The 17,747-nt window shown below is 39.8% G+C and carries 15 protein-coding genes; 4 read left to right on the top strand and 11 right to left on the bottom strand.

Annotated features, from left to right (window positions below; all coding sequences use genetic code 11):
• The first annotated feature begins 6 nt into the window (after positions 1-6).
• From D6856_RS05320 to D6856_RS05305, 4 genes are all read left to right on the top strand, one after another.
• The gene (locus tag D6856_RS05320) at positions 7-1,524 is read left to right on the top strand and encodes an ATP-binding protein (protein WP_120686068.1); all 1,518 of its coding nucleotides are present in this window, start codon (positions 7-9) and stop codon (positions 1,522-1,524) included.
• A 152-nt stretch (positions 1,525-1,676) separates the two neighbouring features.
• A complete protein-coding gene (locus D6856_RS05315) occupies positions 1,677-2,531 on the top strand; it encodes a helix-turn-helix domain-containing protein (RefSeq protein ID WP_120686067.1) in 855 nt (284 codons plus the stop codon).
• 248 nt (positions 2,532-2,779) lie between these two features.
• Positions 2,780-4,114, top strand: coding sequence for a hypothetical protein (locus D6856_RS05310; RefSeq protein ID WP_120686066.1), 1,335 nt, complete (start codon positions 2,780-2,782; stop codon positions 4,112-4,114).
• 88 nt (positions 4,115-4,202) lie between these two features.
• Complete coding sequence (locus D6856_RS05305; protein ID WP_120686065.1) at positions 4,203-5,915, top strand: hypothetical protein; 1,713 nt, start codon at positions 4,203-4,205, stop codon at positions 5,913-5,915.
• 750 nt (positions 5,916-6,665) lie between these two features.
• On the opposite strand, the gene D6856_RS05295 is transcribed toward D6856_RS05305, so the two are convergent.
• The 11 genes from D6856_RS05295 to mnmE form a co-directional block, all read right to left on the bottom strand.
• Complete coding sequence (locus tag D6856_RS05295; protein ID WP_120686063.1) at positions 6,666-7,460, bottom strand: TraX family protein; 795 nt, start codon at positions 7,458-7,460, stop codon at positions 6,666-6,668.
• 63 nt (positions 7,461-7,523) lie between these two features.
• Positions 7,524-7,886, bottom strand: a complete 363-nt coding sequence (locus tag D6856_RS05290; RefSeq protein WP_120686062.1) for a GntR family transcriptional regulator — start codon at positions 7,884-7,886, stop codon at positions 7,524-7,526.
• Positions 7,887-8,071: 185 nt separating this feature from the next.
• Entirely contained in the window at positions 8,072-8,779 is a 708-nt protein-coding gene (deoD, locus tag D6856_RS05285; protein WP_120686061.1) for a purine-nucleoside phosphorylase, read from the bottom strand.
• A 21-nt stretch (positions 8,780-8,800) separates the two neighbouring features.
• Positions 8,801-9,682: a DUF3881 family protein gene (locus tag D6856_RS05280; RefSeq protein WP_120686060.1), complete on the bottom strand. Its 882-nt coding sequence runs from the start codon at positions 9,680-9,682 to the stop codon at positions 8,801-8,803.
• A gap of 44 nt (positions 9,683-9,726) precedes the next feature.
• Positions 9,727-11,016, bottom strand: coding sequence for a serine--tRNA ligase (serS, locus tag D6856_RS05275; protein WP_092245143.1), 1,290 nt, complete (start codon positions 11,014-11,016; stop codon positions 9,727-9,729).
• Positions 11,017-11,080: 64 nt separating this feature from the next.
• Positions 11,081-11,602 carry a DUF4446 family protein gene (locus D6856_RS05270; RefSeq protein WP_120686059.1) on the bottom strand — a complete coding sequence of 174 codons (522 nt, stop codon included), beginning with the start codon at positions 11,600-11,602 and terminating at the stop codon, positions 11,081-11,083.
• 15 nt (positions 11,603-11,617) lie between these two features.
• Positions 11,618-12,517 carry a ParB/RepB/Spo0J family partition protein gene (locus D6856_RS05265; protein WP_120686058.1) on the bottom strand — a complete coding sequence of 300 codons (900 nt, stop codon included), beginning with the start codon at positions 12,515-12,517 and terminating at the stop codon, positions 11,618-11,620.
• A 13-nt stretch (positions 12,518-12,530) separates the two neighbouring features.
• Positions 12,531-13,307 (bottom strand): ParA family protein, encoded by a 777-nt coding sequence (locus tag D6856_RS05260; protein ID WP_092245134.1) that lies wholly within the window; start codon positions 13,305-13,307, stop codon positions 12,531-12,533.
• Between the two features lie 281 nt (positions 13,308-13,588).
• A complete protein-coding gene (gene rsmG, locus D6856_RS05255) occupies positions 13,589-14,332 on the bottom strand; it encodes a 16S rRNA (guanine(527)-N(7))-methyltransferase RsmG (protein ID WP_120686057.1) in 744 nt (247 codons plus the stop codon).
• A complete protein-coding gene (gene mnmG, locus D6856_RS05250; protein ID WP_120686056.1) occupies positions 14,322-16,250 on the bottom strand; it encodes a tRNA uridine-5-carboxymethylaminomethyl(34) synthesis enzyme MnmG in 1,929 nt (642 codons plus the stop codon). The genes rsmG and mnmG overlap by 11 nt, the downstream gene beginning before the upstream one ends.
• Positions 16,251-16,253: 3 nt before the next feature.
• A complete protein-coding gene (gene mnmE / locus D6856_RS05245) occupies positions 16,254-17,675 on the bottom strand; it encodes a tRNA uridine-5-carboxymethylaminomethyl(34) synthesis GTPase MnmE (protein WP_120686055.1) in 1,422 nt (473 codons plus the stop codon).
• Between the last annotated feature and the right edge of the window lie 72 nt (positions 17,676-17,747).

Genomic DNA, 17,747 nt, shown 5'->3' with positions numbered 1-17,747 from the left:
GGATCAATGACTATAGAAGAAATCCTGGCTAAAGATGAAAAACAAATATTCGACAGAAAGAGTATTCATATCAAACCGGCAGATCTGTCGGATACTCTTTGTGCGTTTGCAAACGCGGATGGGGGAACGGTAGCGATAGGAATATCGGATAAACATAGGCGCATAGAGGGCGTGGATTATTATGTTGAACAGCTAAATGATTTGTTGCGTACACCTATAGATTTCTGTAATCCGACCATCCCGGTTACTACAGAGATGGTGGAATGCATTAATTGTGAGGGAAAGCCGGATCATGTGCTCCTCATGCATATTGAAGCAAGTCCTTTGTTTCATGCTAATCAGGCTGATGATGCATTTATCCGTGTGGGCGATAAAAGCAAGAAACTGAATTTTGAGGATCGTATGGCCTTAATGTACGCCAAGGGAGTTCGATATTATGAGGACGAACCGGTTGCAGATGCCGGTATTGAAGACCTGGATCTTGATTTTGTCAGAGATTATTGTAAGAAGATCGGATACTCCAAATCTCCCGAGGAGTATCTGCGCGAGAACAAGAAGTATATTACAGAGAAAGACGGTAAGGAAAATGTTTCTGTTGCAGCAATATTGCTGTTTGGGAAGAATCCGCAGAACTTTTTCCCGCGTGCATTTATAAGATTCATTCGTTATGACGGTACCGAGGCTAAAGTCGGAAAGGATATGAATGTTATCAAGGACGTGATTTTTGAAGGGCGTATCCTTGACCAGGTGGAGAAAGCCGTTGATTTCATAAAGATACAGATGAAGGAGAAAACGTATCTTGGTCATGACGGTATTTTTGTAACAGAGGAAGAATACAGCGAATTTGTAAGAACGGAGATTGTTGTAAATGCCGCAGCACATCGTGATTACGGGATCAAAGGCACTGATATCCAGATCAAGATGTTTGATGATCGATTGGAAGTGGATAGTCCCGGTACATTTGCCGGTATGGTCAAAAAAGAGAATGTACGTTATACGCATTTCTCAAGAAATCCGAAGATTGCTGCTTTTCTTAAGGACTATGGCTATGTTAAGGAATATGGCGAAGGTGTGGATCGTATGTGCAGGGAGCTGGAAGCTATCGGTCTGCCCGATCCGGTATTCAATAACAATACCTTCATACTTAAAACGACGATAATGAGCGCGGATCGAGATCAGAGAATTGCCGGAAATGCGAGGATTGGAGATGAAAACGCGAGGATTGGAGACGAAAACGCGAGGATTGAAACGTCGAATCCGTGGATTGATGCAAAAAATGCGTGGATTGAACATATCAAAAGTATGCGCGCGGATGGGTTGATGACGGCCATAACATCCTCCGCAGTAATTGCGGTGTTGGAAGATCTTCGTGAAAACCAGGTGATCGGCACACAGGATGTGCAGAAAATCCTTGATTGCAAGGAAACTAAGGCACTCCGGATTATTACAGAAATGAAAAAAGCTGAAGTCATCGTCACGGTTACTGGTCAGGGCAAGGGCAGATATATATTGAATGTGTCGTGATGATGCATAGAATAACAGCGAAAACATAGGTGTTTGGCATAATGCACCATAATGGTGACAGGAATTATTGAGGTGGTGCTTGAAGATATCTGCGTCATAAGTGATACTAAAGTCAAATCTGCAGATAAAAAAATGAAAGGAGCGGATTTGACATGGTCGAATTTGGCGAACAGTTAAGAAGAGCGAGAGAAGCAAAGGGGATGACGCAGCAATCCCTGGCGGAACAATTATATGTAACGAGACAGGCGGTCTCCCGCTGGGAATGTGGAGACAGATACCCTGACCTGCTTACTACCAAGAAAATAGCGCAGATTCTGGATGTGAGCCTTGACGACCTTTTGTCCGGAAAAGAAATGACAAAGGTAGTAGAAAGAAACCCTGTAATAGAAAATAAGATAGTAAATAACATAATGATCGTACTGTATGCATTTGTGGTACTGTCCTTTCTATTAACGGTAGTTGACATCGTTATAAGGTTCCCATTTGGATCGGATGCGGTTGATTACAGTGATATCCAGATTACAGTAATTCAGATCCTGGGGCTTGTGATTCAGATAGTGGCGTTTTCATATGGATTGTTTAATGCTGTAAGGGGAACGCTATCGCCCAAAAGGATGGGGGCGGTCTTGGTGGCGTTTTTTGCAGCAATATGTATAACCGGTTCTGAGAACCTGGGCAGATTTGAAATGTGGCAGATGATGATTTCGGGAATCCTGTTTATTATCGTACCGGGCATATTGGGTGCCGTGGCATCATATTATTTCTTTGTTCGTGGTGATAATCGAAAAATATGGATTCGTCTGATAGATATAGTATCAGTATGGGGAATTTTCAGGATCATATTTTCAAATTTTCAGATGATTCGGTTTTCAAGTCAGTATCTGTCGATGAATACAACTGTTAGGATTGTACTGACAATTGGAATCTACGCACTTATCCTCTATCAGACACGCGCATTAAGCAGAAAACGAGAGAATGCAATTAAAACCAGTAATGATCAGGAATGAATAAGTTCACCCCAAACGAATTCATGCTATGGTCGAAGACAGATGTACTTGAACACAAATAAAAGGGTTAAGGAAACAATATAATCTGTCGATATACTAAATAGCGATGGAAGCGTATTTTTTCAATGGATTGAATTTCGTTGAAAAATGCGCTTTTTCTTTTAAGTATGAAGTATTTGATACCGCTCGGACCTTTCCGGGGAGCGGTGCGGCTCTGACTGACAGATGAGCTGCGGAAAGGAGAACTAATGACAATAGGTGGACTGGGAACATATGGTTCAATTTATGATGTACGGGGAAATCAGTCGACAAAAGCAAAGAATACAGCATCGAGTGATTTCTCAAAAACAATGGATTCAGCAGCGGAAATGTCAACTGTCCGTAGCAGAGAATTTGTACATGAATCAGTAGTTACAAGACATACAGAATATACAAATCCTGAAACAAATGAAAAGGTTCCTGTTGATATAAGGTATACGACGTCTTATTCAAAAGATGGAATTGTATGTGGAGAGAGGTCTGATGTTGACGGGAAGTTATCTGCGAGAGAACTCTGGAGCCTATCTTTTGAATCTCCCGGCGATTATAAAAAAGTTCAAGATTTTTTGAAAAGCTTTTCAAATGATGAGAGATTGACATTTGCAACACAGAAATCGTTCTGGAATGATTTTCTGCAGGATGATTTTGATATCGAGGGTTTTCGAGCATTCTACGATTCTACCGATAATGGCAGAATTGATATAGAGAAAGCTATGTCTGAAGGTAGAACGATGAGAGAAACCTTGACAGCGCAGAATGCTGAGTATTTGAACAACAATCATTTTGTCGGAAAAGTGTATTCAGAAGAAGATCTTCAGCCATCGTGGTATAAAAATGGGCAGATACAACTAAGCGAGGTATATGATCCCTCTGTCCCAAGATCAACAAGGATAACTTCTACCAGAGGTATAGAAAGAACAAATCTGGTTACCAATGTCAAAGATATGACGTTGGAGGAGTACAAGGATTATATCCATGAGAAGATTTCAAATATTCCATGGCCATCGAGTAATCTGTGTGATAGTTGGTCAATTGATATTTCGGAAGAAGGATTTAAGGCAATGAAAAATGATCCGGAATATGAAAAATGGGTGTTGGATGATCTGACAAAGGCACTTACCACGCCATATCCAGAATGGGCAAGATCAATTGGCGGCTCGCGTTATGTTGTGGCTCATATTGGTGCTACAAAAGAAGATTGTAGAGCTGATGGCTGGCATATGGGCTATCAGAACGGAACTGGTGACAAGGTCTGGGAGGCGCAATCCAAAGGAAGTTTTTGGACAAAACGTGCAGAACAGAAAAAGATTCAGGATAGGATAGATAAAAAAGCTGCTGAAAAGAAAGAATTGGAAGAAAAATGGCTACAGGAAGCAGCTGAGAAGAGACGGGCATACACTGATTTTCTTAATGGAGACAAAGTATTTAAGACAAATAATATTTCGGAAATAAATGATTTCTTCCAGATGCCATCGAATCCGAAAGTAGCAGGGATATTATCAGCGTATGAAGCCGGTACATTTGCGGGTGGCGGACTGATATAAATAATCATAGATAGTTGAATACCGCTCGGACCTTTCCGGGGAGCGGTGCGGCTCGGATTGACAGATGAGCTGCGGAAAGGAGGAAACTATGCCATTTGCAGTACAAACTAGTTTTAGTCAAACATATCAGTACGGAAGCTACAGCTCTAAAACAAGTCATACAGGTACTGATTTTGACACAGAATTTATGGGAAAGGCAACATCCCGAACCACTTCATCCGATAATGGAAAGAATATCGGTATCATGACCATTGGAAACAGAGGGTTCATTGCCGAATATGCTGATTCATCGACTGAACAAGATCCAATCATAAAGGTTGGGGATTATGAGGTTCGAGTGAATGAAGTTGATCCGAAGAATGCTACTGAGATAGAGATGTTTGCATTGACATCTTATATGGATGATAAGGGGCTCACAGATAATACCGGCATGAAGACCTTTAATAAGATGAGGGCATATTCATCTCAGGCTGAATATAACGGATTTTGTAATGGAATCGCTGATCCGATGACAGCATGGTCACAAAATCGTGATTGGACTGCTATCTTACAGAATGCTAAAGAGACCTATCTTGCTATGCCCAAGGCTTATGAACATGGGCTGAAATGTCAGAGTATCATAGACAGCCTAGAATCATGGAGTGGTGCCAGGCTTCTTAAGAGAGCGCAGTCAGGAGATACTGCTGCAGCAAGAGAAATAATTGAGAAGTATATTGCCAATGGGAGAATCCAAAAGGCAATGGATGGCAATGAGTTTATAAGAATGCAGGGAGAGATCGTTCAACATAATCATGATGAAGCTATGAAGAACTGGAAGTCTACAAGGGAAAGACTTCTTGAACAGGATCCTGCGGCAGAGAGCAGATGGTATACATACGGAAATGACAGTAAGAGATACACCTTTGATGAATTCTGTGAGTTTATGGACAAGATGTATGCTGAGCAGCGTGCCAATGGTCCGATGTATAGGAATCAGTTCTATGAGTTGGCGGATCAGGGCGTACAGCAGAATGAAGGGGTATCGGAAGCTATAAAGATGTTTGAAGATGCCCATAAGTTATCAGCGCAGGAACTGAAAGAAGAAAAAGACTGGCGCGATATGTCCGCTGAAGAATGGGACAAGATGCTTGAAGGCATTGATAAGTATATTGATGCATTTAAGGAGCGTTTGCGAGAAATGAAGGAGATGCAGGACGAAGCCGCTCAAAAGGCAGCTATGGAAGCTGATCCTGAGATGAGAACAATTGCAGCATCATCTGCTGCTTTAGCTGTTGCAACGGGATTTGATTCCGGATCATCTGTGGATACTGAAGAATCTGGTGAAGTTTCTGCGGAAGATGGTGTTGACCATGAAAAGAACTGGACAAAGAAACTTAAGACAGATGACCAGACTGTTCTTATGACCGCAAAAGAAGCGCAGAAGATGGAGAGCAATGCTCTGTCAAAGTACCAGGAAGTTCAGATTGTTGGCAGCACATCTGTGGGAGTGTCATACACAAGTGCCACTACAGAGTGCGCATCTGTTGATGAGGACGATAAAAAGGAAAAAGTCTGGACGATCACCTGTATAGGAGCAGACGGGATCAGCAGTAAAAAATGCCAGAACGGTAAAGTCCTTTCAAGCTGGGAACTAAAATACGAGTCGCCCGAAGATGCGAAGCGAGTTGATGACTTAATTGCAAGCTTCAAGAACGATGAGAACCTCAGATTTGCCGGAATGAAAGACTTTTGGACTAAGTTTTTAGGCGGAAACATATCCAAGGATAATCTAAAGTATACGGGTGATGCCTGGGAATGGTAAGGTAAATATGTTTTGAAAAAGTAGGTTTTCGGTAGCTTTTTGGTAGGAAAGAGGTAGGTTTTGAGTATTCTTTTTTCAAAATAGGTGTGTTATGCGTTGTATTATACTTCTGTGAAAGAGAATATTATTCCACTCCGAGATGCAGTCAATAAGGGAATCGTATCTGTAAAAGATTGGCGTGAGAAGGCTTGGGATATTATATACGATGGAGGTACTGAAATCCTGAGATATGAGAATTATGAAATTGCTATTACTGATGGCAATTGCATAATCAGACCGATAACAGAATAGTTTTTGCGCAGAAAATATTTGTTTAGTAAGGATTCAACTCAATCCAGGTTCATGATACAATAACAATCGCCGTAGGCAAACGTTACTTTTTGGATAAGACATAACTGCCGCTTTGGGTGAGTGAGTAAGTGAGTGAGTTTTCAATAGTGTGGTATGGGAACCCGCTCCCTTTCTACATTTTTTGAGTGAGCTTTTTTCTCCTAAGCGGAAGGTCGTGCGTTCGAATCGCATCGGGAACACTCGCGAAAGCTATAAGCCATGCAAAAAAGGATACATAAAGCTCGACGGGAGTTTACTCACGAGAGAGCATTTATGTATCCTTTTTTATAGGGCGCCAGCCCGTGGAGAAGGAAGCTCCGCTTCCTTCGTTCGTGCATGGCTGAGTTTACGCATGGCCATGTTCATGCAAGACTACCAAAAAAAGAAAGCCTCAAACAAAGGCTTTCTTTTTTTGGCTTATTATAATTTCTCAATAATAAAGCTCGCTATGATAAGGATCCATATATGAAGCGGGAAAAATACGTAGAACAGATACTTGGTAAACTTGGTGTTTTTTCCTCTTTCGCCATTATAAGCAAGTATGAATGGTATGACTGTAAAAATAGCCCATTCGCTGTCCATACACAATCTGTCATAAAGAGATACGCCCATTTCTGCATCTATAGTGAAGTGCGTTTTAAGGGCCATTATGAATAAGAGCAAGCTGTAAATAAATATACCGATACATTGCTTATTTTTTCTTCCATAGAAGGCCCACATAATAATGGGCATCGGTAAAAATACAATTAAACCTCCTGCGAGAAGAGATGCAAATGCAATTACTATCGCAAGTAGAACATTAATAATTATATGGTTTTTGCGTTTAATATTATCCAAACACCATATAAAGGCAAACATAAGCGCAAGCAATGTAAAAATATTATAATCCACTAAGAACGTTATATAGCTATATTTAGTAAAGTAAGTTTTGTCGAAAAACTGGTAAATAATAGTGGTGCCGGCGAACATGATCAATGCTGCGATAACAAGCCTGATCAGGTATTTTATGCGGCTTCGCGTATGATAAAATCCATCTATCATAAGATATATGAATAATGGCCAAACAAATCGTGTGATCAGAGATATCCAACTCGGCAAAAGGGGCCAATTTAAATTATCATGTGCCGCATAACTCAAAATTGAATTAAAATGATCCAGTATCATAAAAGGTATTGCAATTAATTTTAATTTATAAGCGTCTAATCCTCTTTCCATTTTTTCTCCTTTTAGCGTTTTTGCTTATTCATTCCTCTCTTCTTTTAATATTATTTATTTAGTTCACTTATTCGCAAACTGTTCTACAAGCTGTATGATCTGTTCTTCATCAAATCCAAGTCTCTTCATATTGTTGAAAAAATCTTCTATTTCCATATCAATAAGTGCTGTTCTTAAATCTTTAATCATATTATCGTCCTCCGTAATAAAACGACCACTGGTTCTTTCTGAGTGGACAAGTCCTGTCTGTTCGAGGTCACTGAGCGCTTTCTGCATTGTGTTGGGATTAACTCCGGCTTCTGCAGCAAGGTCGCGAACACTTGGTAGCTTATCACCGCTGTTATATTTTCCTGTTACAATGTCGTTTTCTATGTGCTCAATAATCTGTACAAAGATGGGCCTGTCTAAATTAAGGTTCAATGGCATAATACTCAATTCCTTTCTACAGATTTTGTTTTTGTACTACTGTACTAATCACTTAGTACAATAATACAATAACTCCATCCTCCTAACTTTGTCAACACTTTTTTTCAAAAAAATTAACAAACACAAAAAAGAAGGCCTTTGAACTGCGTTCACAAGGCCTCCTTACATATTATTTATTATTGTGATCAAAGCTGAATTGCTGTCTTAAGCGCAATCTCCATCATATCCGTAAATCCTGTCTCTCTCTCTTTTGCTGTGAGCTCGCCCTCTTTGAAGAGGTGATCTGAAACAGTGAGGATAGTGAGAGCGTTCTTCTTGGCTTCGGCTGCATTCATGTAGAGTGCAACTGTCTCCATCTCTACAGCAAGAGCTCCCATGTTTTTGTAGAGCTCGCTCTCGTTGCATTTCTTGTAGAATGCATCTGAAGAAAGAACGTTTCCTACATGATATCTTACATTCTTTTCCTTGGCGATAGCTACGGCCTTCTCAAGAATATCGTAGCTTGCTGTAGGGCAGAATGTTCCGGGAAGTCCGTACTGGAATCCGTAGTTGGAATCAGTATGAGCACCCATTGCAAAGACGATGTCCATTACATTGACATCTTCCTTAAGTCCTCCTGCGCTTCCAACTCTGATGATGTTATCAACATCATAGAAATTGTAAAGCTCGTATGTATATATTCCGATTGAGGGAATTCCCATTCCATGTCCCATTACTGAAACTTCTTTTCCCTGATATTTTCCTGTAAATCCAAGCATTCCTCTTACTTCGTTAAAGCACTTTGTATCTGTGAGAAATGTCTCTGCGATAAATTTTGCTCTTAAAGGATCTCCCGGCATAAGGACGGTCTTTGCTATATCTCCTTTTTCAGCACTGTTATGAGGTGTTGCCATATCATTTTCTCCTTTCTGTTTTTATTTTGGGAAATTGATATATCCCTGCATCCAAATATTTCCTTTAAATCTTCTGCCAACAGCCGGTTCTCCGAGAAGATCCACATCATTTATGCATAGATCGAACTCAAGGTCGTTACAATTTATACGCAAAATGTGTACTGTTTCTCTTGTAAGCGAATTGACTGTCTTTCTGGCTTCGGTTATCTCGCCAAGTACGGAGTAATGATCGCACTCAACTCCGTATGGCATAAAGTAGGTATCGACAAGACTGTAAACGTCCTGCTTTCTTATCTTTCTGGAAAGAGTCGTGTACAAGTCCATATCATCAAGCGTCAATGACTCGATCGCTGTCTCGTCACCTTTTCTGGCATTATTGATAAGCCGATTTCTGTAATTTGTTTTTTTCTTGGCTACTTGCTTCTCTTCTTCCGTCTTGGCTATGGGCATAAGAATCTGCCCTTTGATCGAAAGTGCCGACAAGCTCAAGGTCGTTCCCCTTATCGGAAAATGATCTTCGTTTTCATATTTCATGTACGAGATCATATTGAGTAGATAAAAGACAAGTGAAACTCCTATTCTGTTCTCATTACAAATTCCGGCATATGAATGCTGAGCAGCATGTCTTTCGACTGAGATATCTTCTTCAGTGCTGACTCTGGACGGGATCAGATAAGGATAATAATATTCATAGACGAACTTATCTTCCTCATCAAACTCTCCACATACAGCAAGTCCCAGTCCTTCGGAGTAGTCTTTCATAAATTCCGCGATTATTACATTGTCTTTTGACGAGGCATAATTTCTGCTTGTCGGATGCTGAACGGAACTGACAATTAGCTGTGTCATTTCTTTTCTGTTTTGTATCTTAGAAAAGCCCACTGCTCTTAGGAATTTATGCAACTACTTCTTCACCTCTTTTCGGTTCTTATCTTTTCTATTGATTCTTATTTCTTTGTGGGAACAAGAACCTCTTTTCCGCCCATGTAAGGACGAAGAACTTCAGGAATCTTAACACTTCCGTCTGCCTGAAGGTTGTTCTCAAGGAATGCGATAAGCATTCTCGGAGGAGCAACTACTGTATTGTTAAGTGTATGTGCAAGGTAATTTCCGTCCTTGCCCTTAATTCTGATCTTAAGTCTTCTTGCCTGTGCATCTCCGAGGTTAGAGCAGCTTCCGACCTCAAAGTACTTCTGCTGTCTTGGTGACCATGCTTCTACGTCGCATGATTTGCATTTAAGATCCGCAAGATCTCCTGAGCAACACTCAAGTGTACGCACCGGTATATCCATAGATCTGAAAAGATCTACTGTGTTCTTCCAAAGTTTGTCGTACCATGTCTTAGATTCTTCGGGCTTACAGATTACAACCATTTCCTGCTTCTCAAACTGATGGATTCTGTAAACACCTCTCTCCTCGATTCCGTGTGCACCTTTTTCTTTTCTAAAGCAAGGTGAATAGCTTGTAAGAGCCTGAGGAACCTGCTCCTCGGGAATGATCTGGTCGATGAACTTACCGATCATTGAGTGCTCACTTGTTCCGATGAGATAAAGGTCTTCGCCTTCGATCTTGTACATCATGGCTTCCATCTCAGGGAAACTCATTACGCCTGCTACTACATTTCCGTGGATCATGAAAGGAGGAACGCAATATGTAAATCCTCTCTCTATCATGAAATCTCTTGCATAAGAAATAACTGCCGAATGAAGTCTTGCGATATCGCCCATCAAATAATAGAATCCGTTACCTGCAACTCTTCTTGCCGCATCAAGGTCGATTCCGTTGAAGCTCTCCATTATATCTGTATGATAAGGAATCTCAAAATCGGGAACAACGGGATCTCCGAATTTCTCGATCTCTACGTTCTCAGAATCATCTTTTCCCACAGGTACCGAATCATCGATTATCTGAGGAATGATCATCATCTTATTAGTAACTTCTTCATCAAGCTTACTCTGCTTCTCTTCAAGCTCGGCAAGTGTCTGGGCGTCTTTTGCAACCTGCTCCTTAAGAGCCATTGCCTCATCCTTCTTGCCCTGTGCCATAAGTCCGCCGATCTCTTTTGAAATCTTGTTTCTGTTTGCTCTAAGCTCATCAGCCTTCTGCTGATTGGTTCTTCTTTCTTCATCAAGCTTAATTACTTCATCAACAAGAGGAAGCTTTTCATCCTGAAATTTTTTCTTGATGTTCTCTCTTACTACGTCTGGGTTCTCACGTAAAAATTTAATGTCTATCATCCCGTTTTGTCCTCCACAGATTTTCTATGTTAAATAGATTTTTTACAATTTAATATTAAGCACTTTATCTGTCAGTACTTGATAATGCTTTCTCAAGTGCTGCTCTCTCATCCTCGCTGAGTTCTACATCTGCAACTCCGCCATTTATCTCTTTTGAATAGCAGTAATTGAGTCCGTCTGTGCTGTGAACTGAGTTGAGCAGATATCCGTTATCGTTCTCATCAAGCATGCAAAGAGCGAAGCTGAGCTTTCCGCCCATCTGATTAAATGCATCATACTTCTCAAGTCCGATCTTCTGGAATGTTTTCTGCATTCTCTTGTTGATGTCCTGAATATCTTTTCTGTTCTTTTCGTTCTCTGTTCTGATAAGTCTGTTGTCATGGAAAAGACCTACAATCTCATCTTCAAGGGATTCTGCTTCTTTTCCCTGCATGAATTTGTTGTATCTTTTCTCAAGCTTTTTAACTCTGGATGTCTGTACTATTGATACAATGATCATTATGAGCAGTGCTCCGATCAGTACAAAAAATAAAATTGCGGGGTCAAGATTTCCAAGACCCATTGAATTAAATATCTGGCTTTCCATATTAATTATCTCCGATTATCCTCTGCATAGTCTATCTGTAATTTTCTCTAAGTCGTCATTGCTGTAGAACTCGATCTCTATCTTTCCGGTTCCGTCTCCCTTGGAGATAATATCTACCTTTGTTCCTACTGCCTGTTTGCATTTCTCAGAAAGTGACGCATATATAGCATCAATGCTTTCGTTCTTAACTACAGGCTTCTTAGGTTTAGATGTTTTTCCAAGATTCTTTACAAGCTTTTCGGTCTCACGAACGCTAAGCTTTTCGTCAAAAACTTTCTGAGCAAGTGTGATCTGCTCTTCCTCGTTGTCTACCGGGATAAGTGCTCTGGCATGTCCTGTCGAAAGCAATCCCTCAACTACCATCTCTCTTACCTTATCGCAAAGCTTCAAAAGTCTGAGTGAGTTGGTGATAGTAACTCTGCTCTTTGATACCTTCTCAGCGACAACGTCCTGTGTGTAACCGAAATCATCAATGAGTTTTTTGTATGCGATAGCTTCTTCAATAGGATTGATGTCTTCTCTCTGAATATTGTCGATAAGTGCTATCTCTGCAATTTCCTGCTCATTGAGATCTTTTATAATAACCGGTACTTCTTTAAGTCCGGCTTTTTTAGCAGCGCGCCATCTTCTCTCACCGCCGACGATCTCATAGTGATCCTTCTTGTCGGTAACAATGATGGGATTTATAATTCCGAACTGCTTGATTGATTCTGAAAGTTCTATAAGACTGTCTTCATCAAATGTTTTTCTTGGCTGATTTCTGTTTGGTTCAACCTTGGTGATGTTGACCTTAACTACCTGTCCTTCAATGTGTTGTTCAACAATCTTTGTTTCTTTTGCTGAGGATGATACCTTCGCCGGTATTATGGAATCAAGTCCCTTACCTAATCCTCTTTTCACATTCTTAGCTGCCATGTTCCCCTCCGGTTTAATCAAACTTTCTATCTATTACCTCGCCCGCGAGAAGTCTGTATGCTTCTGCTCCCGCTGACTTGGGTTCATACACATTTATCGGCATTCCATAACTGGGCGCCTCAGCGAGACGTATGTTTCTTGGAATGATCGTCTTATAAACATTTTCCTGAATATGTTCTTTAACGTTCTCAACTACCTGAAGTGATAAGTTTGTACGAGAATCAAACATAGTAAATACTACACCTTCCATCTCGAGTTCAGGATTCAATCTGTCTTTTACAAGATTAACTGTATGAACGAGCTGACTTAATCCTTCAAGAGCATAGTACTCACACTGAATAGGAACAAGAACTGTGTTGGCTGTTGTCATAGCGTTGACAGTCAACATACTTAAAGAAGGTGGACAATCTATAACTATATAATCATAGTCATCTTTAACTTTTCCGATTGCTTCCCTTAAGATAAATTCCTTCTGCTCTGCATCGATAAGTTCTATCTCTACAGCAGCCAGGTTTACATTTGACGGAATGATATCTACTCCGTCTATTTCTTCAACGACATTTTTGACGATTGCATCATTGGTTTCACACTCACCTATCATGAGTTCATAGATGGTATTTTCTAATTCATTTTTATCAAGTCCGAATCCGCTGGTAGTATTTCCCTGTGGATCTGTATCAATGACTAGAACTTTCTTTCCTTTTTCTGCCAATGCTGCTGACAAATTAATAGAAGTAGTGGTCTTTCCGACCCCACCTTTTTGGTTTGCGATTGCAATTACTCTACCCATTACTCCTCCAAGCTATTTAAACACTAATCTGATTTTACCACATTATAATGCTAATGGTATTACAAATCGGTTTGATTGTCTGTGTTTATGATTGTAATTTCTATATATTGTGTTTGAAATTGTTTTGTTTCACCACACAATTATATTATCGAGTTGTATGTTTCACGGAGTTTTTTACTACATTTTGTGTTTCAATGTTTCACGTGAAACAATTTTTTGTATTATGAATTGTATCTGAGTTCAATGTTTCACGTGAAACATAATAATCAATAACACAATATCTATGATAAAGGTTTCTTAGAAGGAACTCCTGCCTTACGAGGATATTGTTTGGAAGTTTTTTCTTTCTTTTCAATAATACAAATGGTTCTACTGTACTCTGAATCGGGAAGAACAAACTCCGGACTGTCTATAAGCTTTCCTCCAAGAAGATGAATTGCTCCTTTTGCCTTGGATAATTCCTCCCCGGCCTTTTCACTTTTATAAGCGATAAATCTTCCACCTACTTTTACATACGGAAGACAATACTCGGATAAAGTTGAGAGATTGGCAACAGCTCTTGAAACAGCAATATCAAAAGTTTCTCTCAGAGAATCTTTATTGCCTATAGAAGAATAATCTTCCGCTCTTCCATGTAAGGTTACGATACTACCTTCATTATTAAGTCCAAGCTCATCGATCACTTCATTTAGAAAGTTAAGTCTCTTATTAAGAGAATCAAGAAGAGTGATCTTGAGTTTCGGAAAAACAATCTTAAGTGGAATACCGGGAAAGCCTGCTCCGGTTCCTACATCAATAAGTGAATAATCATCTTTGGAAAAATCAAAATACTTATAAGCGGAAATACTGTCAACAAAATGAAGCTTGCATACACTGTCGAACTCGGTGATGGCAGTGAGATTCATGACCTCATTCCACTTTATTAGAAGTTCATAGTATTTATCAAATTGAGCAAGCTGTTTATCACTTAGTTCTATACCTAAAGCCTTAAAGTCATTGATCATATCAGCATATTTAATTCTCATCGGCACTACCTCTTCTAAGTGAATCAAGGTAAATAATAAGTACTGAAATATCGGCAGGATTAACTCCACCGATTCTGGAAGCTTGTCCTATATTGGTCGGTCTGAATCTTTCAAGCTTCTGTCTTGCTTCCAATCTAAGACTTCCGACATCATCGTAATTTATATCAGCAGGGATTTTCTTCTTTTCAAGTTTCTTGAACTGCTCAACCTGTCTTTCCTGTCTGTTGATATAACCTTCATATCTGATTGTGATCTCAACCTGTTCTATTACATCATCAGGAAGAGGTTTTCTGTCCGGATCAATATCTTCAATAAGCTTATACGAGAGCTCCGGTCTGCAAATAAGTTCCGCAAGAGAAGTCGCTGTCTTAAGAGATGGCGTACCGACCTTCTCCATAAATTTCTGGATAGTTGCATTGGCTCCAACCACAGTATTTTTTAATCTGGTAACTTCTTTATCAATAAGATCCATCTTGGTACAAAGCTTATTATATTGCTCTTCGGAAATAAGTCCTATATCATATCCCTTTTTGCGAAGTCTGATATCTGCATTATCTTGTCTGAGTAACAATCTGTACTCTGCCCTTGAAGTCATCATTCTGTATGGCTCAAGATTTTCTTTAGTAACAAGGTCATCAACAAGAACACCTATGTATCCTTCAGATCTGTCTATGTATAAACTCTCTTTATTAAAGATCTGCATTGCGGCATTGATTCCGGCATAAAGTCCCTGAGCCGCAGCTTCTTCATAACCACTGCTTCCGTTAAACTGACCGGCACTGAACAAACCTCTTGTAGTTTTGATCTCAAGATTTGGATGAAGCTGACCGGGACATAAGCAGTCATACTCAATGGCATAAGCATTTTTTACAATTCGACAATTCTCAAGTCCGGGGACAGTTCTGTACATAGCGATCTGAACATCTTCAGGCATAGAAGAAGACATTCCGTCAATATACATTTCATTGGTAAAAGTTCCTTCGGGTTCAACAAAGACTTGATGCCTTTCATGATCGGGGAACTTAATAACTTTATCTTCAATAGAAGGACAATATCTCGGACCGACACCTTCTATAATTCCTGCGTAGATTGGCGATCTATCGATATTAGCCTTAATTATCTCATGTGTCTTCTCGTTAGTATATGTCAACCAGCATGAAACCTGTGGCCGCTGAACATCCTCAGGATCAGTATCAAAAGAAAACGGAACAACGGGAGTATCTCCAAACTGCTCGGACATTTTAGAATAGTCAATTGTATTTCCATCCATCCTTGCAGGTGTTCCAGTCTTAAATCTTCTAAGCTCTATTCCTGCATCAATAAGTGAAGCAGAAAGAAGGTTAGAAGGAAGAAGTCCGTTAGGTCCGCTATAAGTAATCGCTTCACCTGTAAGACAGCGGCTCTTTAAGTAAGTACCTGTACAAAGAATAACAGCCTTAGACTCATAAATAATTCCGGAGAAAATCTTTACTCCGACAATCTTATTGGTATAGCCTTCTTTTTTAAGATCATCGGAAACTTCCTCAAAAAGAATCTCAGAAACTTCGGCCTGTTTAATACAAAGATGTTCCTGAGCTTCAAGAACTTTTCTCATCTCTTTGGAATACTCCATCTTGTCCGCCTGACATCTGAGTGAATGAACGGCGGGACCTTTGGAAGTATTAAGCATCTTTGATTGCAAGAAAGTCTTATCTATATTTTTACCCATCTCTCCGCCAAGAGCATCAATCTCTCTGACAAGATGACCCTTGGAAGATCCTCCGATATGAGGATTACAAGGCATAAATGCAATATTGTCGGCGCTCATCGTAAAGACAATAGTTTCAAGACCGAGTCTTGCACAAGCAAGAGCAGCCTCGCAACCGGCATGTCCGGCACCTATAACAACAACATCAAATTTCTCTTTAACAATAGTCATAAATTATTTACCCATACAAAACTTGGAGAAGATTTCTTCTACAAGATCGTCGCCAATCTCTTCACCAAGTATTTCTCCGAGTGCTTCATATGCACCTGTCAGATCGACAGTGTAAAAATCCTCGGAAAGATTCTTAGAAATACTGTCAAGTACAAGCTCCAAACTGCCAGAAGCTTTATTCAAAAGATCTTTATGTCTTACATTGGTAATATATATTTCCTGCTTAGGAACAATATCCCCATTAAAGAATAATTCCGAGATAGCATCTTTCAACTCGGAAATGCCGTTTCCTTTTAACATAGAAGTTCTGATAATAGGCAAATGATCGTTTGAAGAGTCTGAAAAATGCATACGAATGATATCTTCTGTTATTTTAATGTTATCAGAAAGATCGTTTTTATTTAAAAGAACTATCGTCTTCTTGGACTTACATAGCTCTATAATATCTTTGTCTTCGCTATCGATCTCATTGGTAGAATCAAGAATATATAAAATAAGATCTGCTTCTTCAATCTTACTCTTTGCTTTATCGACACCTATCTTTTCAATGATGTCTTCTGTATCTCTGATACCGGCAGTGTCAATAACATGAAGAACAATATCACCGAGTCTGACTGTTTCCTCAATAACATCTCGGGTTGTTCCGGCAATATCGGTTACGATAGCTCTTTCATCACCGGTAAGAGCATTCAAAAGAGATGATTTTCCGGCGTTAGGTTTTCCGACAATAACGGTTTTTATACCTTCTTTTCTGATCTTACCTTCATCGGCCGTCTCAATCAAAGAAGCAATCTCTTTTTTCATCGGATCTACAATTGCTTTTAATTTATCGGGATAACCTGTAAGGTCATAGTTTTCCGGATCATCAAGAGCAGACTCGATAAAAGCCATCTCATAAAGAATCTTTTCACGAAGGCTTCTAATCTTTGAACTGAGCTTACCCTGGAGCTGACCTTTGGAACTTTCAAACGCAAAATTATTTTGAGCGCTGATGATATCCATTACTGCTTCAGCTTTGGTAAGATCAATCCTGCCGTTTAAAAAAGCTCTCTTTGTAAACTCACCGGGCTCGGCAAGTCTGCAGCCCTTATCCAATAAAAGATTGAGAATTCTGTTCATCACAAGCATTCCGCCGTGAGAGTTGATCTCAATCACATCTTCCATAGTGTAGCTGTGAGGAGCCTTCATATATGAGATCATTACTTCATCAATAATTTCATCTCCATCACAAATATAACCAAACTTTATCGTATTTGGTTCATGAGATAAAAGAGTATGTTCTTTTTTTGATGAAAGGTAAACAGTATCACAGATAGAAAGTGCCTGCGGTCCGCTAACTCTGATAATACCGATTCCGGCATCGGACATAGCTGTAGCAATGGCACAGATCGTATCGTTACTGAAGGTACTTAGTACACTTGGCATATCTATCCTCCGATAGAAATATCGTAAGAAAAAATAGAATCAATAAACTCAAATAATCCCCCTCAAAGCATT

The sequence above is a fragment of the Butyrivibrio sp. XB500-5 genome, assembly GCF_003625505.1.
GTDB lineage: Bacteria > Bacillota > Clostridia > Lachnospirales > Lachnospiraceae > Butyrivibrio.
The sequence above is the reverse complement of the archived record's forward strand: the minus strand, read 5'-3'. Positions and strand labels throughout refer to the sequence as shown.